The organism is Streptomyces sp. NPDC030820 (assembly GCF_055572075.1).
The window spans coordinates 24,436-49,195 of sequence record NZ_JBVIEB010000027.1; the positions used below are offsets into that span (position 1 = coordinate 24,436).

General features: G+C 69.1%; 20 protein-coding genes and 1 pseudogene. 14 read left to right on the plus strand and 7 right to left on the minus strand.

Annotated features, from left to right (window positions below; translation table 11 throughout):
• Positions 1-389 precede the first annotated feature (389 nt).
• The 5 genes from ACZ418_RS41460 to ACZ418_RS41480 all read left to right on the plus strand — a co-directional run bounded on the left by ACZ418_RS41460 (position 390) and on the right by ACZ418_RS41480 (position 3,270).
• A complete protein-coding gene (locus ACZ418_RS41460; protein ID WP_468373669.1) occupies positions 390-1,457 on the plus strand; it encodes a S1 family peptidase in 1,068 nt (355 codons plus the stop codon).
• Positions 1,458-1,479: 22 nt separating this feature from the next.
• Complete coding sequence (locus ACZ418_RS41465; protein WP_468373672.1) at positions 1,480-1,758, plus strand: hypothetical protein; 279 nt, start codon at positions 1,480-1,482, stop codon at positions 1,756-1,758.
• A gap of 23 nt (positions 1,759-1,781) precedes the next feature.
• On the plus strand, positions 1,782-2,561 hold the full coding sequence (locus ACZ418_RS41470) for a D-Ala-D-Ala carboxypeptidase family metallohydrolase (protein ID WP_468373675.1): 780 nt from the start codon (positions 1,782-1,784) through the stop codon (positions 2,559-2,561).
• A gap of 56 nt (positions 2,562-2,617) precedes the next feature.
• Positions 2,618-2,749, plus strand: a complete 132-nt coding sequence (locus ACZ418_RS41475) for a hypothetical protein (protein WP_468373678.1) — start codon at positions 2,618-2,620, stop codon at positions 2,747-2,749.
• A gap of 230 nt (positions 2,750-2,979) precedes the next feature.
• The gene (locus ACZ418_RS41480; RefSeq protein ID WP_468373680.1) at positions 2,980-3,270 is read left to right on the plus strand and encodes a hypothetical protein; all 291 of its coding nucleotides are present in this window, start codon (positions 2,980-2,982) and stop codon (positions 3,268-3,270) included.
• A gap of 220 nt (positions 3,271-3,490) precedes the next feature.
• Here the strand turns inward: ACZ418_RS41480 and ACZ418_RS41485 are convergent.
• The 5 genes and pseudogenes from ACZ418_RS41485 to ACZ418_RS41505 form a co-directional block, all read right to left on the minus strand.
• Positions 3,491-3,814, minus strand: a pseudogene (locus ACZ418_RS41485) (ISL3 family transposase); the annotation flags it as partial.
• A 43-nt stretch (positions 3,815-3,857) separates the two neighbouring features.
• Positions 3,858-4,247, minus strand: coding sequence for an SsgA family sporulation/cell division regulator (locus ACZ418_RS41490; protein WP_468373682.1), 390 nt, complete (start codon positions 4,245-4,247; stop codon positions 3,858-3,860).
• Between the two features lie 594 nt (positions 4,248-4,841).
• The gene (locus ACZ418_RS41495) at positions 4,842-5,171 is read right to left on the minus strand and encodes an NIPSNAP family protein (protein WP_468373684.1); all 330 of its coding nucleotides are present in this window, start codon (positions 5,169-5,171) and stop codon (positions 4,842-4,844) included.
• A 40-nt stretch (positions 5,172-5,211) separates the two neighbouring features.
• Positions 5,212-5,634, minus strand: coding sequence for an SsgA family sporulation/cell division regulator (locus tag ACZ418_RS41500; RefSeq protein WP_468373686.1), 423 nt, complete (start codon positions 5,632-5,634; stop codon positions 5,212-5,214).
• Positions 5,635-5,877: 243 nt separating this feature from the next.
• On the minus strand, positions 5,878-6,291 hold the full coding sequence (locus tag ACZ418_RS41505; RefSeq protein ID WP_468373688.1) for a hypothetical protein: 414 nt from the start codon (positions 6,289-6,291) through the stop codon (positions 5,878-5,880).
• A 641-nt stretch (positions 6,292-6,932) separates the two neighbouring features.
• Here ACZ418_RS41505 and ACZ418_RS41510 point away from each other — a divergent pair.
• The 5 genes from ACZ418_RS41510 to ACZ418_RS41530 all read left to right on the plus strand — a co-directional run bounded on the left by ACZ418_RS41510 (position 6,933) and on the right by ACZ418_RS41530 (position 11,856).
• Positions 6,933-7,151: a ferredoxin gene (locus ACZ418_RS41510; RefSeq protein ID WP_145880723.1), complete on the plus strand. Its 219-nt coding sequence runs from the start codon at positions 6,933-6,935 to the stop codon at positions 7,149-7,151.
• A complete protein-coding gene (locus ACZ418_RS41515) occupies positions 7,148-8,551 on the plus strand; it encodes an NAD(P)/FAD-dependent oxidoreductase (RefSeq protein WP_468373692.1) in 1,404 nt (467 codons plus the stop codon). The genes ACZ418_RS41510 and ACZ418_RS41515 overlap by 4 nt, the downstream gene beginning before the upstream one ends.
• Positions 8,552-8,613: 62 nt before the next feature.
• Positions 8,614-9,888: a cytochrome P450 gene (locus ACZ418_RS41520; RefSeq protein ID WP_468373695.1), complete on the plus strand. Its 1,275-nt coding sequence runs from the start codon at positions 8,614-8,616 to the stop codon at positions 9,886-9,888.
• Between the two features lie 24 nt (positions 9,889-9,912).
• Entirely contained in the window at positions 9,913-10,956 is a 1,044-nt protein-coding gene (locus ACZ418_RS41525; RefSeq protein WP_468373697.1) for an NAD(P)-dependent alcohol dehydrogenase, read from the plus strand.
• Positions 10,957-11,178: 222 nt separating this feature from the next.
• Entirely contained in the window at positions 11,179-11,856 is a 678-nt protein-coding gene (locus ACZ418_RS41530; protein WP_468373700.1) for an HdeD family acid-resistance protein, read from the plus strand.
• A gap of 360 nt (positions 11,857-12,216) precedes the next feature.
• Here the strand turns inward: ACZ418_RS41530 and ACZ418_RS41535 are convergent, their stop codons facing one another.
• Positions 12,217-13,320: an AI-2E family transporter gene (locus ACZ418_RS41535; RefSeq protein ID WP_468373702.1), complete on the minus strand. Its 1,104-nt coding sequence runs from the start codon at positions 13,318-13,320 to the stop codon at positions 12,217-12,219.
• 502 nt (positions 13,321-13,822) lie between these two features.
• Between ACZ418_RS41535 and ACZ418_RS41540 the strand changes: the two genes are divergently transcribed.
• From ACZ418_RS41540 to ACZ418_RS41550, 3 genes are all read left to right on the plus strand, one after another.
• Positions 13,823-14,776: a diacylglycerol/lipid kinase family protein gene (locus ACZ418_RS41540; protein ID WP_468373704.1), complete on the plus strand. Its 954-nt coding sequence runs from the start codon at positions 13,823-13,825 to the stop codon at positions 14,774-14,776.
• 295 nt (positions 14,777-15,071) lie between these two features.
• The gene (locus ACZ418_RS41545) at positions 15,072-17,534 is read left to right on the plus strand and encodes a SpoIIE family protein phosphatase (RefSeq protein ID WP_468373706.1); all 2,463 of its coding nucleotides are present in this window, start codon (positions 15,072-15,074) and stop codon (positions 17,532-17,534) included.
• A gap of 67 nt (positions 17,535-17,601) precedes the next feature.
• Positions 17,602-20,040, plus strand: coding sequence for a SpoIIE family protein phosphatase (locus tag ACZ418_RS41550; RefSeq protein ID WP_468373708.1), 2,439 nt, complete (start codon positions 17,602-17,604; stop codon positions 20,038-20,040).
• A 364-nt stretch (positions 20,041-20,404) separates the two neighbouring features.
• Here ACZ418_RS41550 and ACZ418_RS41555 read toward each other — a convergent pair whose 3' ends face one another.
• Positions 20,405-21,970 (minus strand): YibE/F family protein, encoded by a 1,566-nt coding sequence (locus ACZ418_RS41555; protein ID WP_468373711.1) that lies wholly within the window; start codon positions 21,968-21,970, stop codon positions 20,405-20,407.
• A 703-nt stretch (positions 21,971-22,673) separates the two neighbouring features.
• On the opposite strand from ACZ418_RS41555, the gene ACZ418_RS41560 reads away from it, so the two are divergent.
• Positions 22,674-24,743, plus strand: a complete 2,070-nt coding sequence (locus tag ACZ418_RS41560; protein WP_468373714.1) for a putative Ig domain-containing protein — start codon at positions 22,674-22,676, stop codon at positions 24,741-24,743.
• Positions 24,744-24,760 lie beyond the last annotated feature (17 nt).

The following is a 24,760-nucleotide window of genomic DNA, read 5'->3' on the forward strand; positions in this document are numbered from 1 at the left end:
GCGCCGCGATGGCCTGCGGGGGCCGGCTGCGCATTCGACAGTCGACGCCAACGACCGAAAACGAGCACACGGTACGTGGCCCGCCCCTGACCCCGGTCGTCGCCGCCACAGGCCACCGAGAGCCAGTTCCTCGGACTCGCCGTGTACGCGGCGCAGCTCTCCGACGGTTTCCTGACTGTGCCTCAATTACTGGTGGAGCAGTTCATTTGCCGCTTTGACCGGCAGGTACGTACCAACGTGTTACGCGCGTAAATTCTGCCTCCGGCTTCTTGTTCGCCGACCGCGGGGCACGGAATACTCCCGTCCGGAACTTGTCAGGGACACGCTGTTCGCGAGGGCTCTTGTGCCGCCCTGACGGGTGTCCCCTTGTCCCCACCCAGGAGGAACGAGTGAAGGTCAAGACTCCCCGCGCCGCCAGACGCTCCGGGCTGATCGCCTTGGCGTCCGGGCTCCTCGCGGTGTCGCTCACCACGCCCACCGCCCAGGCCGCCCCCTCGGCCAAGGCCTCGCCCGGGGCCGCGGCCAAGCTCACCAAGACCCTCGGCACCACCTCGACGGCCGGCTCGTACTACGATGCCGAGACCAAGTCCGTGGTGGTCAACGTCACCACGCGGAAGGCCGCGGAGGCCGTCCGCGAGGCCGGTGCCGTGCCGAGGCTCGTCACCCACAGCTCAGCGCAGCTGGCCAAGGCGGGCGCCGCCACCAAGGCTGCCGACATCCCCGGCACCGCCTGGGCCGTCGACCCCAGGAGCAACAAACTCGTGGTGAGCGCCGACAGCAACGTCTCGCGCGCCGAGCTCGCCGAGCTCATGTCCGCCACCGCCTCCTACGGCGACGCGGTCACCGTCAAACGAGTCAGCGGCACCTTCAGGAAGCTGCTCAACGGCGGCACCGCCATCTACGCCGACGCCGGCTGGCGCTGCTCCGTCGGTTTCAACGTCCGGAGCAGCAGCGGTGCCTACTACTTCCTGACCGCCGGTCACTGCACCGACGGTTACCCGAACTGGTACACCAACTCCGGCCTGAGCACCTACGTCGGTCCGACCATCGACTCCAGCTTCCCCACCAACGACTACGGCATCGTCCGCTACGACAACACCGGCGTCAGCCACCCCGGCACCGTCAACCTCTACAACGGCACCAGCCAGGACATCACGTCCGCCGCCAACGCCTACGTCGGCGAGTCGGTCAAGCGCAGCGGTTCCACCACTGGCGTGCACGGCGGGACCGTCCAAGCCCTCAACGCCACGGTCAACTACGGCGGCGGCGACGTCGTCTACGGCCTCATCCAGACCAACGTCTGCGCCGAGCCCGGCGACTCCGGCGGTTCGCTGTTCGACGGCACCAAGGCGATCGGTCTGACTTCCGGCGGCAGCGGCGACTGCACCTCCGGCGGTACGACCTTCTTCCAGCCGGTGACCGAGGCGCTGAGCGCGTACGGCGTCAGCGTGTACTAGGTCCTCCTCCCTCTCCCGAGCGTTGACGACGCACGTGACCGCCGCCCGGAAGGCGGCGGTCACACGCGGCCTGTGGGTGCGCCGTTCCGCCAACCCGCCCTACGCCTCCTGGGGGACGTTCGCGGGCGACAACGGTGAGGACAACGCCGCGCACACGCCCTGGGCCTGGGACGACGGGGACGACGGCAGCGATCTGCAGGACGGCTCGATCGCGCCTGACCCCGCGTACCTGATCTCGCAGTACTTCGCCAACACCGCTCCGCTCAGCCTCACCTACACCCGCAACGCCTACCGGTCCTGACGGGCACACCGAAGAGAGGGCTCATGAACACTGCAGCAGACTCCGGCCGAGGCCTGGACCGGCGTACCGTGCTCCGCGGCGCGCTGGGCCTGACGGTCGCGCTCGGTACGGCGGCGACCGTAAGCCTCGGGTCGGCCTCCCGCGCCTCGGCCTACGGATGGACCCGCACTCTTCAGCAGGGCGACAGCGGCTCCGATGTGAAGGAGTTGCAGATCCGCGTCGGCGGCTGGGCCGCATCCAGCGCGCAGCAGACCTACGTCGCCTGGGACGGTGCCTTCGGTGCGGCCACCTACAACGCGGTCAGGCGGTTCCAGTCCGCGTACGGTCTCACGGCGGACGGCGTCGTCGGCCCGCAGACCCAGAGCGTGCTCAACAGTCTCGAAAGCAGCGACGGTTCCACCGCGCACTTCGACTGGAGCGAGTTCTACTCCCATGACGGGTCCGGCTTCAGCGGCGGGCAGGTGGGCGCCGCCGAGGTCAAGGAGAACGTGCGTCGGCTGATGTACAAGCTCGAGGCCGTACGCAAGAAGGCCGGCAACAGCGCGATCACGATCAACTCCGGTTTCCGCAGCGTCTCCTACAACGCCTCGGTGGGCGGCGCGTCCAACAGCATGCACGTCTACGGCGTCGCCGCGGACATCGTCGTCTCCGGACACACCACCCTCCAGGTATACAGGATCGCTGAGACCTGCGGATTCTCCGGGCTCGAGGCCTACACCCACTCCTGGCAGCACGTGGACAGCCGCGTCCAGTACCCCTCCTACGGCTCCGGTTCCTGGTGGTGGGAGAGCGGCGTCGTGTGACCTCCCTCCGCCCACACGCGTCGACCCGCCCCGCTCTTCAGAGGAGTTGACGAATCTTGAAGTTCCGTGCCAAGGCCCTCACCATGGCGGCCACCGTGGTCACCGCGGTCGCCCTGCAGCAGTCCGCTGCCAGGGCCGACGTCCCGCCGCAGCACGCGGTCATCGTGTGCCGGACTGCCAGCTTCTAGGCCGACTACGACAGCGCCTCGGGCCCCACCGGCTATCTGCGCACCCTCACCTACGGCAACAAGGTCGGCCACACCCAGGGCGTGCACCCTGTCTACAACGGCTGGGCCGCCACCTTCGACTACGGTCCCAACGACTGGGGCTACGTGCGCATCGAGTGCATCGGCGGCTACGACTCCTGGTGAGCCGTGACAGCCCCGTGTCCCCCGCAACGACAGGGAAGGGAAAGCCGATGCCCGCACTCCGTGCCGGCCGTGCGGCCGCCGTCGTCGCCGCGGTGAGCGCCGCGGTATTGATCGGCGCCGGGCCCGCCATCGCGTACTCGAACGGCACCGTGGGTGTCCGGGAGACCGTGTGCGCCAGTGACCTGTACGTCCGCACCGACCCGGGCGGCGCCTGGATGGGCACGCTCTACAAGGGCCAGACCTTCCTGGTGGAGAGCAAGCAGAGCGGCTGGGCGTACGGCTTCGCCTACGGCGACATCAACCGCCACGGCTGGGCCCAGGACGGCTGGTTCTGCTGACGTCTGCCACGCCCCCGGTCGTCCTCGCCGGGACTGGACGGCCTCCTGGCGCTCGGGGTCGAAGGCGATACCAGTGGCCGGTCAGCCGACCCTCTTCCACTTCTGGCACCGGTTGGTCTTGAAGTACTCCCCTCGGTTGAGCGTGACCCGGCCCGGCCCTTCCGAGGGGTTCTTGGATCACTTTCCGTGCCAGGGCCACGCAGGGTCACCACAACCGCGATCATGAACGGCCTCGCGCCGCCAGGAGGACCCGCTTGCGGAGCAGGTCGAAGTTGGCCCGGCCGAACATCTGCCGCTTCAACATCTTGATCTTGTTGTTGTGGCCTTCGACGGCGCCGGAGCTGTAGCGCAGGCTCAGCCCGGCAACCACGGCGTCGAGGTCCTGGCCGAGGCCGGTGGCGAAGCCGTGCAGGACGGGTAGATCGTCGGCTTGGACGGCATCGATCCACTGGTCGAGGTGCCGGCCTTGGCGGTTGTTCATCAACTCAGCGAAGGCGCGGACGTATTCGGCGGTGCGGTCGAGTGCTGGGCAGCGGGCGAGGATCGAGACGTCCGTGTGCCTGCCTCAGGTCGCACCATGCCAGGACTCACCCTTTGGCGAGGAAGTGCGCCAGCAAGCGGTCGAAGTCGCTGTGGCCGAACTCGGCCCCCCGGGGCACCACTGCCTCCGTTTCCTGCAGGAACGCCTTGAATTCCTGCGCTGGGGCCTTGAGCAGGGCCGTACCGGACGGCGGGTTGAGAAGGATGTACAAGTCGCGGCAGCCCTCCTCGCCGGTGGGCCATATGCGAACGTCTCCCTCGCCGACGGGGCCCTCCAGGCCGTCGATCAGCAAATCGCGCCCTATGATCCATTCCACCGGCTCGTCGCTGTCGACATCGGTGGTGAATGCGGCATGGACCACATAGGGATCACTCGGCTCGTACCGCAGATTCATGATCATGGGCAAGGACGTCGCATGCACGCCGACAAGCTTCACAGGTAGCCCCTGGATCACAGTTCTCAATGACTTCATCGGGTCTTACTCCTGGTGTTTCGAGTCATCCGGGGAGGGCCATCGGAAGGGCTGTCGTCGGATTCAAAGGGGCTGCACAGAGAAGCGGTTACTGCGAGGACCGGTGGCGGTCGGCACGAGGACACCCGCAGGAGCAGTTCTTCGCGCCGTCGCAAGGGCACCCGGCCGACGGGAGCAGGCGAGGCCACTACTGCCGGCCGGGGCCATTACGGAGATGTGGCCAACGGTGGTTGCCGGACAGAGGGTGCCCTTGGTCTCAGCGATCGACGCTGTACCGGTCGTGGTTGTGGTGAACCGACTCGTCACGGTCCCCACCTCGACGCGGGTCGTGGTTGCCGGGGCCCGGTCACGCAGGGCAGAGCCGTCCTTGGGCCGGAACGGCACGCTGTCCGAGTCCGAGGAGACGCACATGACCACACAGGTGCCCTGCTTGTGGGTCGGTATCGATGCCGGCAAGGGCCACCACTGCTGGGTGCGCCATCGACGACACCGGAACCACCATCGCAGGGCCGCCGGATACCGGTCCTTCTGGCCGCGTCACTCGTCGCAGGCGGACCGTCAGCGCAAGGGTGAGTCCACGGTGGGAGCCAGGAGGGTCTCGTCGAGGCCGACGATCTGGCTGATGTCGAAGCCCTCCATGTCCGCGCGGAATTCAGGACTCGACAGGTATGCCTCCAGCCGCTCCTGCACGTCATCGGCGTCCTTGTAGGAAACGAGGGCGTACAGCCGGGGAGTGTCGCTTCCGGGGGCCGCGGGCACCGTCCAGACGCCGTGGGTGGTGATCCGGTGCTTGGCCATACCGGGAATGTGCTGGGCCCAGATCTTCTCGTAAGCGGCGAGCGCGTCGGAGCTGTGCAGGGTGTAGACGCGAAGCTGGTACTGGGACATGACACTGGTTCCTTTACTTCTGAGCATGGATGGTAGGCGGTCAGCCTTGGGGGAGGAGGTGTGCCAGTTCGGCATCCCAGTCGATGAGTCCGGACTCGGTACCCCGTGGCACCAGAGCTTGGGTGTCCTGAAGGAAGGACGAGATGTCCTGCACGGGGACCTCGAGCAAGGCGGTGCCTGCGGCAGACCCGAGGGCGATGTAGATCGACTCGTCACCCCGCCCTGTGGCCGACCAGATCCGGACGTCCGCGTGGCCTGCGCAACCCTTCAGACCGTCAGCCAGAAGATCCCGCCCCAGGATCCATTCGGCCGGCTCGTCGCAGTCGGCGAAGAAGGCGGCACGGACGACATAGGGATCAGCGGGCTCGTAGCGCAGACGTACGCAGAGGGGCAATGAGTAGGCGTGCGAGACGACCAGCTGCACGGCCACCCGCCGTTCTACGGCCTTCAAGGACTTCTTCATCGGCTTGCGCTCCTGGGTAGGGCTCGGCGGTGCCTCACACCGGCCGGTGGCGAAGAGGCAGCGCGGGCGCAGGCGGTACAGCAGGGCGCGGGCGCCGGACGGCACCGGCGCACCGCATGGTGAGTGCGTTGCACTCACTCGGCCGGCGGTCGGGGACGCTGCCCCCCGGCCGCCGGACGGGTCCCCGCCGCGGGCAGGGACAGGGCCGAGGGGAACTGCTTGCGTTCATGGCGGATACCCGTCTCACCGGTCGTCGCGGCTCAGGTCGTGGTCGTGCCTGCCCCAGCCGTCGTGCTCGCAGCGGATTCCGTCGTGGCGGTGGGGCCTGTCGGACGTCCAGCCGTGTCCCTCGCCCTCCCAGCGGTAGAAGTGGCCATTGCGGTAGTAGCGCCCGTCGCAGTCGTGCCGGGTCGAATCGCTGCCGTGGCGGTCCTGGTGCCAGCCGCGGGTCTCGTCGCAGGAGTAGCCCCGCTCGAGCAGGTAGCCGACACCGTGGTCCCAGCTGTAGTCAGCGGTCACGGCCCCGTCGGTCGGGTGCTGGGCGTGCGCGGACGCAAGGGGCGCGGCCGAAGCAGTGCCACCGGCACCGAGGACGGCGGCACCCGCGACCGCGACGGAGGAGACAGTGAGGGCGATGCGCTTGGCGAGCTTGTTCATGATCTTTCCTTCCCGAGGGGTGATCTGCGCCAACGGCGGTTCTGCCAGGCGATGTATGACGCCCGGTGCGGTCCGAGCGAGCAGTTCCATACGTCGTATGGAAGCGCGCTTTCATTGTTACCATACGTCGTATGGAAATGTCGAAGTGACGAAGGTAACCGTTGACCGGCTTGCACCAGCGCCAACAGATGTCGCTCTTCAGGGCGAGCTGCCCGTTGCCGACCCCTCGGCACGCCGGCCTTCCTCGCCTTGGCCGCGGCGGTGTGTCCTGGTGATCGGTGGCTTCACCGGCCCGGAGATCGCCGTAGCCCGCGGAGTGAGGTCTCGAAGTCACGGATGCATCCAGTACGCCGCAGAGGCGGGTTTGCGATCGCCGGAAGGCGGGACGAGTATTTTTTTTAGGGCGTGACGACCGGGGACCCTCTGATGCCGACACCGTCGATGCAGCGCCCCCGTCTGGTTACGCCCACGCTCACAGCCGACAAGCGTCACCGTGAAGGAAGCGGCGACGACGGATGGGGCATCCGGCCCCGTCGCCCTGACGGGAGGCTTGAGAAACCGGCCCAGGGCTTCATGATCGAGGCTGCATGACCGGGTCGATGGTCGCCGTGGGGCGGAGGCAGAGCGGAAGGAGTCTGCCCATGCGGATCGTCGTGGACCTGAATCGGTGCCAGGGATACGCGCAATGCGTGTATCTGGCGCACGAGGTCTTCAGGCTGAACGGCCAGGAGGCGCTCACCTATGAGCCGAACCCCGACGACGAGCGGCGCCTGCAGGTCGAGCGAGCTGCTGCGGCGTGCCCGGTGCAGGCGATCGTGATCGACCGCTTGGACGGCGCGAAGCGGGGCGAGACGCCATGACTCTGCGGGCAACGGTCGCGGAGCTGGTGCGGGAGTTCCGGGCCGGCGGCCGGATCGTCATCGTGGGTGCTTCCCTGGCCGGGCTGCGGGCCGCGGAGACCCTGCGCGAGGAAGGCTTCACCGGTTCCCTGACCATCATCGGGGACGAGGCGTACGAGCCCTACGACCGTCCGCCGCTGTCCAAGCAGGTGCTCAAGGGCTGGGTGCCGGCCGACCACACGAAGCTGCCCCGCATGCGAGAAGTGGATGCGGACTGGAGGCTCGGGGTGGCCGCCGTCGGGCTGGACCGCGTGACCAAGCAGGTGTCCCTGGCCGACGGGGAGCAGGTTCCGTACGACCGGTTGCTGATCGCCACGGGCACCCGCGCGCGGCAGTGGCCCAACCCGGCCGAGGCCGCACTGCACGGTGTCCACACGATTCGTTCGCGTGACGATGCGGAGCAGTTGCAGAAGGCGCTGGCCGAGCCGCCGTCGCGGGTCCTGGTCATCGGCGCCGGGTTCATCGGGTCCGAAGTGGCTTCTGTCTGCCGGGAACTCGACATCCCGGTGACCGTCGTCGAGCGGGGTTCGGCGCCGCTGGTCGGCGCGCTGGGCGGGGTGATCGGGGAGATCGCCGCGCAGATGCAGCGTGATCACGGGGTGGACCTGCGCTGCGGGCTGGGCGTGTCGTCGCTGGAGGGCGACTCCGAAGGGCATGTGCGGCGGGCGCACCTGTCCGACGGCACCACTATCGACGCCGATGTGGTGGTGGCCTCGCTGGGGTCGGTCCGGAACGTGGAATGGCTGGAGGGCTCGGGGCTGGCGGCCGGTTTCTGGGGTGTCGGGTGCGATGCCGGTGGCCGCGCCTTCGACATCAACGGTGTGGTCACCGACAGCATCTACGTGGCAGGTGACGTGGCGCGTGCGCCGCATGTGCTGTACGAGTACCAGTTCCTGGCGATGGAGCACTGGGACAACGCCGTTTTCGGCGCCGAGGTCGCGGCTCACAACATGGTGAACCTGGAGCCCCACTATCGTCCGCATCTGCTGCTGCCCGGCTTCTGGTCCGGCCAGTTCGGCGTGAACATCAAGTCCGTCGGGGTACCGCCCTTCGCCGACGAGATCGTCTTCACCCAGGGGTCCGTCGAGGAGCGCCGTTTCGCCGCCGCCTACGGCCACCGAGGCCGCATCGTCGCGGCCGTCACCTTCGATCACGGCAAGTGGCTCGAGTACTACAGGAAGCTGATCGAGCAATCAGGTCCATTCCCGCCTCCGCCGCCGGGCTGGGACCAGCCGCCCGACATGAAGCCGATGCCGGCCGAGTTCCCGGACCCCAGGGTCCCGACGGCGGTCCCCGACGTCGTCCTGACCGGCCATGCCCCGAGCGAGCGGACGGCCGAGTTCCGGCCCCGGCGCCACTGACCCGGCCCGCCGGGCCGAGCGTGCAAGCGGACAGCACCGACAGGAAAAAGGAGGGGAGCCTCGTGGCCGAGGAAACCCCCTGGCAGCAGGCGCTGCGCTACGCCAACCGCGCCAACCCGTACCCCTTCTACGAGGAACTGCGCAAGACACCGGTGGCGCGGCAGCCGGACGGAACCTATGTCGTCAGCACCTACCGGGAGATCGTCACGCTGCTCCACGACCCCCGGGTCAGCTCGGATCCACGCAAGTGCCCCGTTCCGGCCGCCACCCCGGCCGAGGGAGCGGCGGAGGCGGAGGCCGAGCCGATCACGGAGGCGGTCATCTCCTTGGAGCCGAACATCATCACCCAGGATCCCCCCGAGCACGATAGGGACCGCCGGACGATGATGCCGCACTTCGCCGGCCCGCCCCATTCACCTCACGCCATCTCCGACCTGGAGCCCGAGATCCATCGCATCGTGGCCGGGCTCCTGGACGGCATGAAGGGCAAGAACCGGATGGACGCCGTCGACGACTTCGCCTACCCCCTGCCGGTGACGGTGATCTGCAAGGTCCTGGGCGTGCCGCTGGAGGACGAGCCACGCTTCCACCACTGGATCGAGACCGCCCTGGACGCCCTGGACTTCGGCCCCGAGGCCGCGTCCGAAGAGATCCGGAGCCGGCTGGCCGGCGGACGGCGGGCCGTGCAGGACTTCGGGCAGTTCGCAGCCGACCTGCTCGACCGGTACGCCGACCAGCCCGGCCCGGGCATGCTTTCGGCCATGGTGAACGAGGACGGCACGGAGGGACGGATGTCCAAGGGCGTGCTCGCCAGCAACGCCCTGCTCCTGATCTTCGCGGGACACGAAACCACCGTCAACCTGATCGCCCACAGCGTGCTCACGCTGCTGAGGCACCCCGAAGCGCTGGAGGAGCTGCGCCGCCGTCCGGAGCTGATCGTGCCCGCGGTGGAGGAGCTGCTGCGCTTCGAGTCGTCGGTGCAGTTCTGGCACACCCGCTCCGCCGTGGAGGACATCGACATCGCCGGCACCACCATCCCCAAGGGAGCGCCGATCTTCCTGGCGTATGGCTCGGCCAACCGCGACCCGGAACGGTTCACCGACCCCGACGAACTCGACCTCGAACGCCCCGACAACCAGCACCTCGGATTCAGCCAGGGCATCCACTTCTGCTTCGGCGCCCCGCTCGCGCGACTCGAGGTCCAGATTGCGGTCGGCGAGTTCGTCCGCCGGGTGCAGAACCCCCGGCTCGTCGAAGACCCGCCGCCGTACCGGCACAACCAGATATTCCGCGGCCCGCGACACGTCCTGGTCGACATCGACGGCATCCGCGACTGACCAGTGTGCGCGTGAAGGATCGCTATGCGGGCTTTTCAACTCGTCGGTTGGCGGCAGCCGCCCGAACTGCGCGAGGTGCCGGTGCCCGAGCCCGGCGCGGGCCAGGTCCTGGTGAAGGTCGCAGGTGCCGGTGCCTGTCACTCCGATCTGCACATCATGCAGGCACCCGGACCGCTGCCCGGCTTCACGAATCCGCCCTTCACGCTCGGGCACGAGAACGCCGGGTGGGTGGAGCGGCTGGGACCGGGCGTCACTGGGTTCGCGCGCGGGGACCCTGTGATCGTCTACGGCGCCTGGGGCTGCGGAGGGTGCGCCAACTGCCGTGAGGGCAGGGAAAACTACTGCCAGAAGTGCGCGGGTGAGGGACCGGGCCTGCGCGGTGGACACGACGGCGGCATGGCCGAGTACCTGCTGGTCCCGGCGGCGCGCTACCTGATTCCGCTCGGCACCCTCGATCCCCGCCAGGCCGCCCCGCTCAGCGACGCCGGACTGACCAGCTATCACGCTGTGAAGCGGTCACTGCACCTGCTGGGACCGGGCTCGACCGCGGTCGTGATCGGGGCCGGTGGTCTGGGCCAGATGACCATCCAGATTCTGCGCGCGCTCAGCGCGGCGACAACCGTCGTCGCCGTGGACACCGACGCCGGCAAGCTGGAGACCGCCCAGCGCCTGGGCGCCGAGGAGGCTCTGCTCTCGGGCGACGAGGCGGTCGCGCGCATCAGGGACATGACGGAGCAGCAGGGCGCTCAGCTCGTGCTGGACATGGTGGGCACGGACGCGACCCTGCGAATGGCTGCCCGGGTGGCCAGGGTGCTCGGGCACCTGACCATTGTCGGACTCGGCGGCGGAGCCCTGCCCGTCGACTTCTCCAGCCCGCCGCACGAGTGCTCGGTCGCCTCGCCCTACTGGGGCTCCCTCACCGAACTGATGGATGTGATCACGCTCGCCCAGCAGGACAAGATCAAGATGCTGGTCGAGCACTTTCCCCTGCAACGCGCCAACGAGGCTTATCAGCTCCTCCACGACGGCAGGATCCAGGGACGCGCCGTCATCACCCCTCACGTGTGAATGCCGTCGTCAACCCGAACGGGACACCACGACTGTGCCTGACCGCCGGCATCGGGCGGTCCGGTGGAAACACCCCCCGGCTCCCGCAGGACGGAGGAGCTTGCCCGGAACACCTCATGCGCCACGGTCCCCTGCCCTTGCCGCCGAGCGACATGAGGCTGATCGGGTGACGATGGACATGTAGTGACGTGACCACGCTGCTCACAAAAGGAGGTAGGTGCCATGACATCTCCTTCCGATTCCCCCGGTTCCGTTCCGCCACGTGGCACCGAACCACGAGAGGGCCCTGCGGCCGAAGGCATGGCCGCCCTGGCGAACGTGGGCTGGCAGATCCTGCTCACCATGGGCCTCGCCACCATCGCCCTGGGCGTCATCGCCCTGGTCTGGCCGGGCGAGACGCTGCGCGTCGTCGGCGTGCTCTTCGGCGTCTACCTGCTGGCCACCGGTGCCTTCCAACTCGCCGCCGCCTTCGGCACCCACGTCCCCCGGCACCTTCGCGTCCTGCACTTCATCACCGGCGCGGCCTCCGTCCTGTTGGGACTGGTCTGCTTCCGGGGCCCCCTCGAGTCGGTCTTTCTGCTCGCCCTGTGGATCGGCTTCAGCTGGCTGCTTCGGGGCACCTTGGAGACGGTCGCGGCGGCCTCCGATCAGACCATGCCGGCGCGCGGCTGGCACGTGGCCTTCGGGATCATCGGTACCATGGCCGGCATCGTGATGATCGTCATGCCGTTCGCCTCCATCGCGACACTCACGCTGGTAGTGGGCGTCATGGCCATCGTCGTCGGCCTGACCGAAGTGGTCCGCGCCATCAGGACACGCGTCGAGATCGGGCAGCTGGCTGCCGGCACGGCCCCCCAGCGGCGCCCCCTGTTCCACGCACGTCCGCGCGCCCAGCACTGACCGGCGGAGTCGGATCGACCGGACGCCGGCGAGCGGCGACATCGCGCCACCTCCGCGGGCCGTCGGCCGGCGGGCGGTCCTTCACGCGCATCTCGGCGCGGCTGTGATGGCGACGCAGGCGGCAGCCGAGGTGTTCGGTCAGTCCGACGTCCAGGTCCCGCTCGAACACTGACCGGGCGAGGGCGATCAACAACCCGCTCTCACCCCGGGTCCTCGCTGTCTGCCAGGTCCGTCCGTTCAAGCTGTGCCCTGCAACCCCGACCGGCCGGTCAACGATCTTTCGCCTGACGAGGAAAGGCGCAGCCGTCGACCCGGGCGAACTCCTCGCTGCGCTTGTGGCGGCCGGATTCCACGGGGCCGTCAGCCGGGGGCGTCGGACCGGTCGGCCGTCTCGGGGCTGTTGTCTGCCCGTGTCGGCAGCCCCAGTGGCCGACCGCCGCGGTGAGCCCAGATGTCACCGAGGACGACCTGGATGATGCCGGTGACGGGAATTGCCAGCAGGGCACCGAGGATCCCGGCGACTTCGGCGGCGATCAGGGTGGCCAGCAGCACGGTGAGGGGGTTGAGTTTCACCGTCCGAGACAGGATGACCGGTTGCAGGAGGTGGTTTTCGGCCTGCTGATAGACGATGAAGAAGATGATGGCCCCGATGCCGGCCGGCAGGGAGTGGACGAACGCCACTGCGGAGGCGACGACAGCTCCTATGGTGGCTCCCACCAGGGGAATGAGGTCGGTCACGGCGACGAAGAGGGCCAGCAGGCCGGCGAACGGCACTCCGGAAACCAGCAGCACGACGTAGGTCAAAAGCCCGCAGATGACGCTGATCAGCAAGTTCCCGGTCAGATAGCCGTTGACGGTACGGGCGCACGCGGCTCCGACGCGGCGTATGCGGGCCGCGGGCGCCTCGTCCACGAGGGCCAGGGACCGGTCTATGGCCTTGGGGCCCTCCAGCACCATCAGATAGGCCAGCACGAAAATGGTGAGAGCGCCTGCCGCGGTGCTCGCTGCACCGCGGAGGAACTTCGCGACGGGCGTGCTCAGTCCGGTGGCGAACGCATGGATCTGCGCCTGATGGTGCTGGACATACTGCAGAGCGTGCGTCCGTTCCAGCAGGTTGCCGACTGGCCCGCGGCCGGCCTGGGCGTCCCTGATCATCGCGGGTAGGCGACCGGCGAACCGGCTTCCCTCCTGGGCCAGGGGGATGACGAACAGGGCGATCACCGCGCCGACGGCCGCGGCCGCAGCCAGGAAGACCAGCAAGGTGGCCACCGACCGTCGGCACCGCGGCGCCCGTCGCTGCAGGGCTTCGACCGCCGGATGAAGTGAGACGGCCAGGAACAACGCGATGACCGCCCAGATCAGGACCCGGCTAGCCTGGACCACCAGCTCGAGTACGACGTAGGTGGCGAGCACCAGGCCGATGGTGGCGAGGATGGTTCGCACCGGAACCGGACGCTTCGCCATGGGCATCGGGTGCCCAGCCCCGGTCACGGGAAAACGAGGAGACCTCTTCGCCCGGTGGGCGATACTTCCCTGCTCTGTCGCACTTGATCCCCTCTGACACGTCCTGGGCGTTCCCGCCTTGTTCGGCTGGCGCTGGAGAAGGCCCCGGCCGGACTCTCATCCGTACGCCGTGGACGAAAAGCGCACCACGGGTAAGGAGATGCTGTTGGTGCGCCAGTCCGACCCCGGGCACGCAGGTTGGGGAGACGGCGTCGGCTCGGCGGTGGTGAAGGCGTTCGGGGCACCGCCGATCCCAGGTGCGGATCACCAGGCCGAGCTGCAAGCTGATGCCATAAGGCCGTAACCGTCGAAGGAGTGTCATGGTGGCGGTGGCCGCAGGCGCAATCGTCGGACTGTCGGCCCGGTGGGGGACGGAGCCGTCAGCTGCGGGCGTGATCGCGGCAGACCTGCTGTCGCCAGTGAGGTGCGCCCGGCTGATGCATGCGGCTTTCGGGTACGCGCCGTGACCGAGAACGCGCCGCGGCCGACGACCGGCGCGCGGCGGCCCTGTCTGATCGTGAATCCGCGTTCGGGGGGAGGGAAAGCGAGCCGGTTCCGGATCGCGGAACGCGCCCGCACGCTCGGAGCCCAGGTGTTCCTGATCGATCATTCCCTGCTCCGGGACCTGGCGACCGTCGCCCGACGTGCGGTGGACGACGGTGCGGATCTGCTGGGCGTGGCGGGCGGAGACGGTACACAGGCGCTTGTCGCCGAGGTGGCCGCGGAGAGCGGCCTGCCCTTCGTGGTCATTCCGGCGGGTACCCGCAACCACTTCGCCATGGATCTCGGCCTGGACCGTGAGGACCCTTCGGCCGCGCTGGAGGCCCTCAGGGACGGCGTCGAGCTGCGCGTGGATCTGGGATACGCAGGCGAGCGGGCGTTCGTCAACAACGTCTCGTTCGGTGCTTATGCCGCCCTGGTGCAGGACCCGGCTTATCGGGACGACAAGCTTGGCACGGCAGTGCGCATCCTTCCGGAATTCCTGGCCCGGCACGAGGGCCCGGAGCTGGTGGTCCGCACCGGGCTGCTCACCGTTGACGGGCCGGATGCCGTGCTGGTGAGCAACAATCCCTACCAGTTCGACGACCCGGTCGGGCTCGGCAGGCGGGCGCACCTCGACTCCGGCCTCCTGGGAGTACTGGCCGCCAGGGCGGAGACGCCCGCCGAGACGGCCACGAGGCTGCGCAGCGGGCAACCGCACGGCCTCAGTCGTCTCGCCACGCCCGACGACGTCGTCGTGTACGCCGACGCCCCGGTCCTCCCCGCCGGGCTGGACGGCGAAGCCGTCAGCCTGCCGACTCCCGTGCGGTGCCGCATCAGTCCTCGGGCGCTGCGGGTATGGGTTCCCCGGCATCGTCCCGGCGCCCAGCCTGCCGAGCGATCGCCAGGGTGGGCCGCCATCCGGCGGGTGGTCTGAACCTTGGGGAGCCGCTCCCACCCACCGAGCATGCTCGGCGGAACCCGCTACCCGTCCGTTCACCTGCGAAGCCGTGACCTGGAGCCCCAGCATCTGACTTTTCGATCACCTATGAGGGTCTTGACGTCCAAGGCATTACATCTGATGATTTCATCAGAAAGTGCGAATTGCTCTGATATGACACATACCGCACCGTGTGCCGCTCACCGGGACATCGCCGTTCACCACCGCTGCACACAGGGCCGCCGTACCACAGGCCGATGCTCCTACTTCCGCACCGATGGGACGGACCGCGATGACCAACACCGACCACACCCTCCTCGCCGAGCCGGTGAGCCTCCCCGAGGTGCCCGATGCCGCGATAGCGATGATCGACGCCGAAGGCATCGTCGTGGGGTGGACGCACGCCGCTCAGCAGCTCGTCGGTTATGCGGCCGGGGAGGTGGTGGGCCGGTCCGCCGCACACGTGCTGCCGCCTCCCGAGGACGCCCGGAAGGCTGCGGCGTTCTCCGAGCAGTGCCGTGCGCGGGGCGGCTGGTCCGGCACCGTCGCGATAGGCCACCGCGACGGCCACACGCTCAGGATGACGCTGCGGGTCTCGCTGCTACGGGGACAGGGCGACGACACCCGGTGGCTGGCGTCCGTGACGGACATAGGTTCCCTGTCCTCGGGGGCGACCGGGGGACCGGTGCGGGAGTCGCTCCTTGCCCGAGCCCCGATCGGCATCGTCGTTTATGACGCGCAGCTGCGCTGTGTCTGGGTGAACGACGCCATGGAGCGGCACGACGGCGTGCCTCGTCACCGACGCTTCGGGCGCGGTCTGAAAGACTCACTGCCCGCCGTCGAGGCCGAAGCGCTCAAGGTCGTGATGCGACAGGTGCTGGAGAGCGGCACGACGACGGTGCACGAGTACCGTGCGTGGCCGCCTGCGGACCGGCCCCGTGAGCATGCGTTCTCCGCCTCCTTCTTCTGTCTCCAGGGCGCGGACGGCACCCCGTTGGGCGTGTGCTCCATGACCGTGGACGTCACCGGAAACAAGCGGGCGCGCGAGCGCCTCGCCATCCTCAGCGAGGCCAGCACGCACATCGGCAGCACCCTCGACGTGATGCAGACCGCCCAGGAACTGGCAGAGCTCACCGTGCCCCTGCTGGCCGACCACGCCGTCGTCGACCTGGTGGAGTCGGTTCCGTTCGGACTCGAGCCCGCCGCACGGATCGGCACGACGAGCGGACGCGGCCCTGTGTTGCGCCGTGCCGGGGTGGCCTCCGTCGACCAGGGTGTCCTGGAGATGCCAGCGGTGCGTGAAGAGGTGATCCACGTCCCCCCGACCTCGTCGTTCGCCGCCGTCCTGCGCAGGGGCAGGTCTCACTTGGAACCGGTGCTGGACACTCATGCCGGCCCCTGGGTCGACCACGATCCGACGCGTGCGCAGAAGGTACGCGACAGCGGCGTCCACTCCTTGATGGTCGTACCCATCCGCGCCCGGCGCTGCGTGCTGGGACTGGCGCTGTTCGGCCGTTCCACGGAACAGCCGCCGTTCCAGGAGGACGACCTGCTCCTCGCCGAGGAGCTGGTCACCAGGGCCGCGCTCTGTTTGGAAAACGCGCTCCAGTACGCGCGCGAGCGCACCGCCGCTCTCACGCTGCAACGCGACCTGCTCCCTCACCGGGTGCAGGGCGGTGCTGCCGTCGAGGTCGCCTCGCGCTATGTGCCCGCCGACATGGACCACGGTGTGGGGGGCGACTGGTTCGATGTGGTCGAGCTGTCCGGCGCACGGGTGGCCCTGGTCGTCGGCGATGTGGTGGGACACGGCATCAACGCCGCGGCGACCATGGGCAGGTTGCGCACCGCCGTGCGCACGCTTGCGGACCTCGACCTGCCCCCGGACGAACTGCTGGCGCACCTCGACGACACGGTCCGGCGACTGAACGACGAGGACGCCGACGACACCGACCGGGTTCCAGCGGTCGTCGGTGCCACCTGTCTGTACGCCGTCTACGACCCGGTCTCCCGACGGTGCACGCTGGCACGGGCCGGGCATCCGCCGCCCCTGGTCGTCGACGCACAGGGCGGGGTCACCATCCCCGACCTGCCGGCCGAAGCACCGCTCGGCCTCGGTCTCGGCCTGGTGCCTTTCGAGTCCGCGGAACTGGAACTGCCCGAAGGAAGCGTGCTCGCCCTCTACTCCGACGGCCTGGTGGAGTCCCGCGGCGAGGACATCGACGCCGGCCTGCGGCGTCTGGGCGCCGCCCTGGCACAGCCCGGTGCCGCCCTGGAGGACCTGTGCTCACGGGCGATGGAGACCTTGTCGGCGCAGGCACCGGCCGACGACGTCACCCTGCTCCTTGCGCGGACGCGCGCCCTGCCACCCGCCCAAGTCGCGTCCTGGGATCTGCCGAACGAACTCGTCACCGTCCCGACGGCCCGGCGTCTGGCCGCCCGTCAACTCCGTGAATGGGGTCTGGAGCCGCTGGTGACGGCCGTGGAGTCGCTCGTCAGTGAACTGGTCACCAATGCGATCCGCCACGGCGACGGCCCGATCCGCCTACGGCTCATCCAGCACCGGGTGCTTACCTGCGAAGTCTCCGACACCAACACCGGTCGGCCACGCCCCCGCCATCCCGGCAATCTCGACGAGCACGGCCGCGGCCTTCACCTGGTCGGTCGGCTGTCGCGCAGATGCGGTTCCCGCTCCGTAACAGACGGCAAGGTCGTCTGGGCCGAACAGGACCTGCCATCCCCAACAGGTGCCCGCTGAGCGCCGACAGCCGCCACAGGATCCCCATCTGCCGTAGTCGCGGAACCTCGTAACGAAAGCCAGAGACATGGACCCATCGGATGTTGAAAACGCCGACCCGGCAGGCGCCTTTCGAGGTGCGACGAGCGTCTTCGGTGCCGACCCCGGCGGTCGGCCGCCCGCCTTCGACGGTCTGGCCGCGGCAGTGCTCGACGATCGGGGCACGGTGGTGGGGTGGACCGGCACAGCACAGGACCTGACCGGGTTCTGCGCCGACGAGGTCCACGGCCGCCCCGTGCGGGAGCTCGTGGCCGACCTCCCGCACGACTCGCGCAGGGACGCACAAGTGCCGACGACCGGCCGGGTACGACTGCGTCACCAGTGCGGCAACACGATCGACGTCACATTCCGGACCACACGGGTGAGCGGCTCGGCGGACTTCCTCGTGCTCGCAGCCCCCACTCCGCACGTCGCCGACCACCGGCACGGCGCAGCCCTCCTGCGCGCACTGACCGCGCAGAACCGGATCACGATCGCCCTGCACGACACGCATCTCACCACCGTGCAGACGAACGCCGTGCCGGACACTCCCGACGGCCGTCCCATACAGCCCAGCGCCCGACTGAGCGACGTGCTGTGCGCCGAGGACGCCGAGACCATCGAAGGGGTACTGCGGCAGGTGCTCGAGACGGGCGTCCCGGTGATCCACAGGCACCAGCGAGTGAGCTGGCGACACCATCCGGCGCGGCGACACGCGCTGTCGCTGTCCGCCTTCCGACTGGAGGACGCGCGAGGACGCCCCGCAGGAGTCGCAGCCCTGTACATAGACGACACCGACCAACTGCGTGCCCGCCGACAGCTGGATCTTGCCCACGCGGTCGCCGAGCGGGTGGGGAGCTCCCTGGATGCCGTGCGGACCGCCCAGGATCTCGCGGACGCCCTTGTACCCACCTTCGGTGATCTCGCAGCAGTCGACCTTGCGGACGCCGTCTTCGACGGTGGCGAACCCGCAGAGCGGCTGGGTGGCGGAGATCCGCATCTGCGCAACGCGGCCCTGGCGCCGGCCACCGCGGTCTGGCCGCCCGGCATCCAGCGCGGCAACCTCGTCCCACCCCTGTCCGACCACCCCCTTTTGCGCCGCTTCCAGCACGGCGAGACGGTCGTCTACGGCCGGGACGACTTCATCACCCTGATCGGCGGCCCACAGCCGGCCGAGCAACTCCTCCCGCACGACACCCACGCGGTGATGGTGGCACCGCTGCACGCCCGCGGCCTCACCCTCGGCGCGATCGTGGTCTGGCGCACCGGCCCATCCGAACCGTTCACCGAGGACGAGGTCGATCTCATGAGGCAGATCGCCTCACGCGGAGCACTCGCCATCGACAACGCCCGCCGCTACACGCGCGAGCACAGAGCGGCCATGGCCCTGCAGCAGAGACTTCTTCCGCCGGCCACGACCGACACGCCGGCAGCCGAGACCGCCGGCACCTACCTGCCCACAGGCCGTGGGGGCGGCACCAGCGGCGACTGGTACGACGCCATACCCCTGCCCGCTCTCCGCCTGGCCCTCGTCGCCGGAGACGTGATCGGCCACGGCATACCCGCCAGTGCCACCATGGGCCGTCTGCGCGCCGCCATCCAGACCCTCGCCGACCTCGAACTGGAGCCGGACGAGTTGCTCACGCGGATCGCCGACCTGGTCCAGCGCCTCGCGGCGGAAGCACCGCCTGGCGACCACGACGTCATGGGCGCCACCTGCCTGTACGCGGTGTACGACCCGGTCACACGACGCTGCGCCATGGCCAGTGCCGGGCACCCGCCGCCCGTGCTTCTGCGGCCCGACGGGCGTGCCGAAGCCGTCGACATTCTGCCGGGGCCACCCCTTGCCGTCTGCGGCATGCCGTACGAGACAACCACGATCGACCTCGAACCGGGCAGCGTCCTCGCGCTCTACACCGACGGCCTGGTCCACCGGGGCGCGCACGACGCCGGCGACGGGCTCCAGCGGCTGACCGGTGCGCTCGCCACCTCCTGCCGCCCGGACCGCGCTCTGGACGAGACCGGCAGGGCCCTCCTCGACCAGCTGGTGGACGAAGCACCGCGTGACGACGCGACACTGCTGCTGGCACGTACCCGCGCCGTACCGGCCAAGGACACCGCTCGCTGGCAGATACCGGCTGATCCGGCTGCCGTCTCGGACGCTCGGGCATGGGCGACCCGCCAACTCACCGCGTGGGGCTTGGACGACCTCCTCTTCGCCACCGAACTCATCGTCAGCGAACTGGTCACCAACGCGATCCGCTACGGTCGTCCGCCGGCCGAGCTGCGACTGATCCGCCACCACGTCCTGGTCTGTGAGGTCACCGACTCCAACAGCGCCCAACCCCGCCTGCGCCGCGCTCGCACCACTGACGAGGGCGGACGCGGCCTGTTCCTCGTCGCCCAACTCGCCGAGCGCTGGGGCTGCCGCCATGGCCAGAACCACAAGACCATCTGGTCCGAACAGCCCATCGCATGCGCTCACTGATCGCACCCTGTGGCCGTCACACTCGGGCTGTGCGACTCGCTCAGCGACTCCGGCAGACGCCGCCGGCGAGCCGGAGAGGTCCATCGGTGCCGTGACGGTTGCGGGGAGTCGAAGGCATGACTCCGTTATGACGTCCGGAGAAATGACCGCCGGCCGTGACGCTCGTTTGACGCTCCGGGCGCCCGCGAGTGGGACAGCAGGCCGAAGAACCGGGCCTGACCTGGGCTTTTGTATACCCTGCTCAAGTCGACATCTTTCCGATGACCGCGCACTTGGAGTGCGTCGTGATGCGTGAATCTGTCGTGGATTCGAGGGCAGAGACCGGAGAAGCGCAGTCGATAGGCGCCCCTTGGGGAGTTCACTCTTAACGCTTCCGCCGACGCCCGCCCCGGCTGGCAGGCGCTCGGCCGGTAGCCGGCGCGCCTGCTGTAGTCGTGCCCGTCTGCGGACCGGGCCGATCTGCCGAGACGACCAGGGCGGCCAGGAGCGTGGTGACCGGCACGGAGGCGACCAGACCGATCGAGCCCACCAGCGTGCGCACGATCTCCTCGGCCACCAGCTCGCTGTTGGCGACCGTGTCCACGCCGCTCTCCGCGATGGAGAAGAGGAGCAGCAGCGGCAGCGCGGCTCCCGCGTAGGCGAGGACGAGGGTGTTGACGACGGAGGCGATGTGGTCGCGGCCGATTCGAATGCCTGCCCGGTACAGTCCGCGCCAGCCCATCGTGGGGTTGGCGTCGTGCAGTTCCCAGACGGCCGATGTCTGGGTCACGGTGACGTCATCGAGAACGCCGAGGGAGCCGATGATGACGCCGGCGAGCAGCAGACCGCTCATGTCGAGCTTCGGATACAGGCCGTGGATCAGGCCGGTGCTGTCGTCCGTGTTGCCGGTGAGGGCGGCCCAGCCGATGAACGCCGAGCCCAGGATGCCGATCAGCGCCAGCGAGAGCAAGGTGCCGAGCACCGCCACCGACGTGCGGGCCGACAGGCCGTGGCACATGTACAGGGCGATCAGCATGATGGCGCTCGAGCCGACCACCGCCACGAGCAGCGGGTTCGAGCCCTGCAGGACGGCCGGCAGGACGAAGAAGTTCAGCACCAGGAAGCTGATGGCCAGCGCGACGAGCGCCATCACGCCGCGCAGCCGGCCCACGACCACGACGGCGAGTGCGAAGATGCCGGCCAGCAGGCCCATGGGGAAGCGGCGATTGACGTCGGTGACCGAGTACTGGAGGTCCTTGGGCGCGGAGGGTTCGTAGGCAGTGACGACCTTCTCGCCCTGGTGGAGCTGTCGTGCCTGGTCGGGCTGCACGATCTCGGTGAAGGTGCGTCCCTTGTCCTTGCCGGTGTCGACCCGGATCGTGGCCTTGTGGCAGGTGCCGTTCGCCTCCTGCTGTGCCGAGTTGCCCTCGGCGGTGGAGGTGTCGCCGGTCGGGGTCTCGCTGGAGGCGTTCACCGACTTGCAGCTCACCTCGAGGACCTTGGTGACCGTCGCCTGCTGGGTTTGCTGGTCGAAGCCGACACCGGTGTGTTTGTGCGGCGGGGCTCCGCCCGGCCACAGCACGACGAGCCCCACCACGACCGCGGCGGTGAAGGGGATCAGGATCGCCGCGATGACCTTGCGCAGGTGCCGGGAGACCGGCGCCGCGGGCCCGTGGCTGTGGCTGTGTCCGTGACCGCCGGCTCCCGCTTCGGGGCTGTGACCGGAGCCATGTTCGGCGGCGGTCGCTGGTGCGTGCCCGTGGCCTATCGCCTGAGAGAGGGGGAGGTGGCCCGCGTCGGCATCGGGTCCGTAGCCGGGGTGAGGTATCGACTCAGGGACATTCCCGTACCCGTAGTCGTGGCCGTACTCGCTCGTGCGACCACCTCTGGGTCGGGGCGGGCCGCCGGCCCGGTTCCAGTCTCCGGCGCTCTGCCGGTCAGCGGTTCCCATGCCGTCTCCCTCGCGGTTGTCCGTGCCCCCTCCGGAGCCGGTCCTGCGCGGCGGCTCTGAGGAAGAGTACGGGAATGGCTGTGGCGTGGACTCAGCCCGAGCATCGCCAGAAGATCGAGCGTTCTGCTCACCATGCCTGGATCATGAACCTCTTCACCGGCCGCATTTTCCGCGCCGCCCCCGGAGTGGGTGCCGCGAAACTCCCGTCGCCATGGGAGGAGCACGGCTCCTCTGCGGGTGTGCGGCAGGGCGCGAAGGGGCGTGGTCGGGCCGTAGATCCGTTCAGTCTCGGGGCTGGAGAGCCCTTGCGGTGTGTTCCCAACGCAGGTGGCCAGAGGCGGCGCGGCGGTGCGCGGCCGGCTGACGTCATTGGGCTCGTCGAGGGTGCCGCAGACGCTGGACAACGGTGTGGGGAGCGCTTGCGGTTGCTGTGCGGTCCCGGAAGGGAGGCCAGGCTGATCAGCACGCGCCGGCCCCCATGAGGGGGCCAACCGCATTCTATGGAGAAGCAAAGAATTCGGCCCGGTACTGCCCGGTAGGACCTGTTCCGGTCTACGTTCCCCCCACACCCTGTCATGTCACGCTCACCCGGCAGGGTGCTGTGAGTGTCATGCTCCTGACTGCGCGGTTCCACCGCCGCTACGCGCAATCACGGGCCTGCCCATCCAGTGCGAATCCCCACGTCAACCGGAGGCAGTACCCCATGCGTGAGTCACACCCGAGCGGGCGGGGACGGAGTCTGCGAAGACTCGTCGCCGTCGCCTTCCCCGCCCTCGCCCTCACCGTCGCCGGATTCACCGCCGCACCGACGGCCGGCGCCCAGCCTGCCGCGACCCACCCTCAGACCTCCAAGGTCACGCAGAACAACAAGGCACTGACCGCCCCCGAGCGGCAGACCTACCACTCGACCGGCAAGGCCGGCCAGAAGGTGCCGACCCAGCACCTGTGCGCCACCGCCGAGCCAGGTCATGCGTCCTGTTTCGCCCAGCGCCGTACCGACATCAAGCAGCGGCTCGCCTCGGCGGTTGCCGCTGCCGCGCCCTCCGGCCTTTCCCCGGCCAACCTGCACAGCGCCTACAACCTGCCCACCGCAGCCGGTTCGGGCATGACGGTCGGCATCGTGGACGCCTACAACGACCCCAACGCCGAGTCGGACCTGGCCACGTACCGCTCCACCTACGGTCTGTCGTCCTGCACCAAGGCCAACGGCTGCTTCAAGCAGGTCAGCCAGACCGGCTCCACCACCTCGCTGCCGACCAACGACAGCGGCTGGGCCGGTGAAGAGATGCTCGACATCGACATGGTCAGCGCCGTCTGCCCGAACTGCAGCATCATCCTGGTCGAGGCCAACTCCGCGAGCATGGCCGACCTCGGCGCCGCCGAGAACGAGGCCGTGGCACTCGGCGCCAAGTTCGTCTCCAACAGCTGGGGCGGCTCCGAGTCCTCCTCGCAGACCGGCGACGACACCTCGTACTTCAAGCACCCGGGTGTCGCGATCACCGTCTCCTCGGGTGACTCCGCCTACGGCGCCGAGTACCCGGCCACCTCCCAGTACGTGACGGCCGTCGGCGGCACCGCGCTGACCACCGCCTCCAACTCCCGCGGCTGGAGCGAGTCGGTGTGGCACACCAACTCCACCGAGGGCACCGGCTCCGGCTGCTCGGCGTACGACCCGAAGCCGAGCTGGCAGACCGACTCCGGCTGCGCCAAGCGCATGGAGGCCGACGTCTCCGCGGTCGCGGACCCGGCCACCGGTGTGGCGGTCTACGACACCTACGGCGGCACCGGCTGGGCGGTCTACGGCGGCACCAGCGCCAGCTCGCCGATCGTCGCCTCCGTCTACGCCCTCGCGGGCACCCCGGGCGCGAGCGACTACCCGGCGAAGTACCCCTACCAGCACACCGGCAACCTGTACGACGTCACCAGCGGCAACAACGGCAGCTGCTCCCCGTCGTACTTCTGCACCGCGGGCACCGGCTACGACGGCCCGACCGGCTGGGGCACCCCGAACGGCACCGCCGCCTTCACCTCCGGCTCCACCGGTGGCAACACAGTGACCGTCACCAACCCCGGCAGCCAGTCGACCACCACCGGAAGCTCGGTCAGCCTGCAGATCAAGGCCACCGACAGCGGCGGCGCCTCCCTCACCTACAGCGCGAGCGGCCTGCCGACCGGCCTGTCCATCAACAGCTCCACCGGCCTGATCTCCGGTACGGCCTCCACCGCCGGCACCTACCAGGTCACGGTCACCGCGAAGGACTCCACCGGCGCCTCCGGCTCGACGTCCTTCACCTGGACCGTCGGTTCCGGTGGTGGCGGTTGCACGTCCTCCCAGTTGCTGGCCAACCCGGGCTTCGAGTCGGGCAACACCGGCTGGAGTGCCACCAGCGGTGTGATCGTCAACGACACCGGTGAGGCGGCCCACGGCGGCTCGTACTACGCCTGGCTCGACGGCTACGGCTCGTCGCACACCGACACGCTGTCCCAGTCGGTGACGATCCCGGCCGGCTGCAAGGCCACGCTCACCTTCTACCTGCACATCGACACCTCGGAGACCACCACCAGCACCCAGTACGACAAGCTGACGGTGACCGCCGGTTCGACCACCCTGGCGACGTACTCGAACCTCAACCACAACTCCGGGTACGCGCAGAAGACCTTCGACCTGTCCTCGCTGGCGGGCCAGACGGTCACCCTGAAGTTCAACGGCGTGGAGGACTCCTCGCTGCAGACCAGCTTCGTCGTGGACGACACCGCCCTGACGACCAGCTGATCTTCCGTACGGTCCCG

Coding starts and splice junctions, on each gene's coding strand:
- ACZ418_RS41500 (WP_468373686.1), bottom strand. CDS start 5,634: ATGAAGAAGTCCTTGAAGGCCGTAGAACGGCGGGTGGCCGTGCAGCTG.
- ACZ418_RS41470 (WP_468373675.1), top strand. CDS start 1,782: ATGAACACTGCAGCAGACTCCGGCCGAGGCCTGGACCGGCGTACCGTG.
- ACZ418_RS41505 (WP_468373688.1), bottom strand. CDS start 6,291: ATGAACAAGCTCGCCAAGCGCATCGCCCTCACTGTCTCCTCCGTCGCG.
- ACZ418_RS41515 (WP_468373692.1), top strand. CDS start 7,148: ATGACTCTGCGGGCAACGGTCGCGGAGCTGGTGCGGGAGTTCCGGGCC.
- ACZ418_RS41510 (WP_145880723.1), top strand. CDS start 6,933: ATGCGGATCGTCGTGGACCTGAATCGGTGCCAGGGATACGCGCAATGC.
- ACZ418_RS41530 (WP_468373700.1), top strand. CDS start 11,179: ATGACATCTCCTTCCGATTCCCCCGGTTCCGTTCCGCCACGTGGCACC.
- ACZ418_RS41535 (WP_468373702.1), bottom strand. CDS start 13,320: ATGGCGAAGCGTCCGGTTCCGGTGCGAACCATCCTCGCCACCATCGGC.
- ACZ418_RS41525 (WP_468373697.1), top strand. CDS start 9,913: ATGCGGGCTTTTCAACTCGTCGGTTGGCGGCAGCCGCCCGAACTGCGC.
- ACZ418_RS41545 (WP_468373706.1), top strand. CDS start 15,072: ATGACCAACACCGACCACACCCTCCTCGCCGAGCCGGTGAGCCTCCCC.
- ACZ418_RS41550 (WP_468373708.1), top strand. CDS start 17,602: ATGGACCCATCGGATGTTGAAAACGCCGACCCGGCAGGCGCCTTTCGA.
- ACZ418_RS41480 (WP_468373680.1), top strand. CDS start 2,980: ATGCCCGCACTCCGTGCCGGCCGTGCGGCCGCCGTCGTCGCCGCGGTG.
- ACZ418_RS41560 (WP_468373714.1), top strand. CDS start 22,674: ATGCGTGAGTCACACCCGAGCGGGCGGGGACGGAGTCTGCGAAGACTC.
- ACZ418_RS41495 (WP_468373684.1), bottom strand. CDS start 5,171: ATGTCCCAGTACCAGCTTCGCGTCTACACCCTGCACAGCTCCGACGCG.
- ACZ418_RS41555 (WP_468373711.1), bottom strand. CDS start 21,970: ATGGGAACCGCTGACCGGCAGAGCGCCGGAGACTGGAACCGGGCCGGC.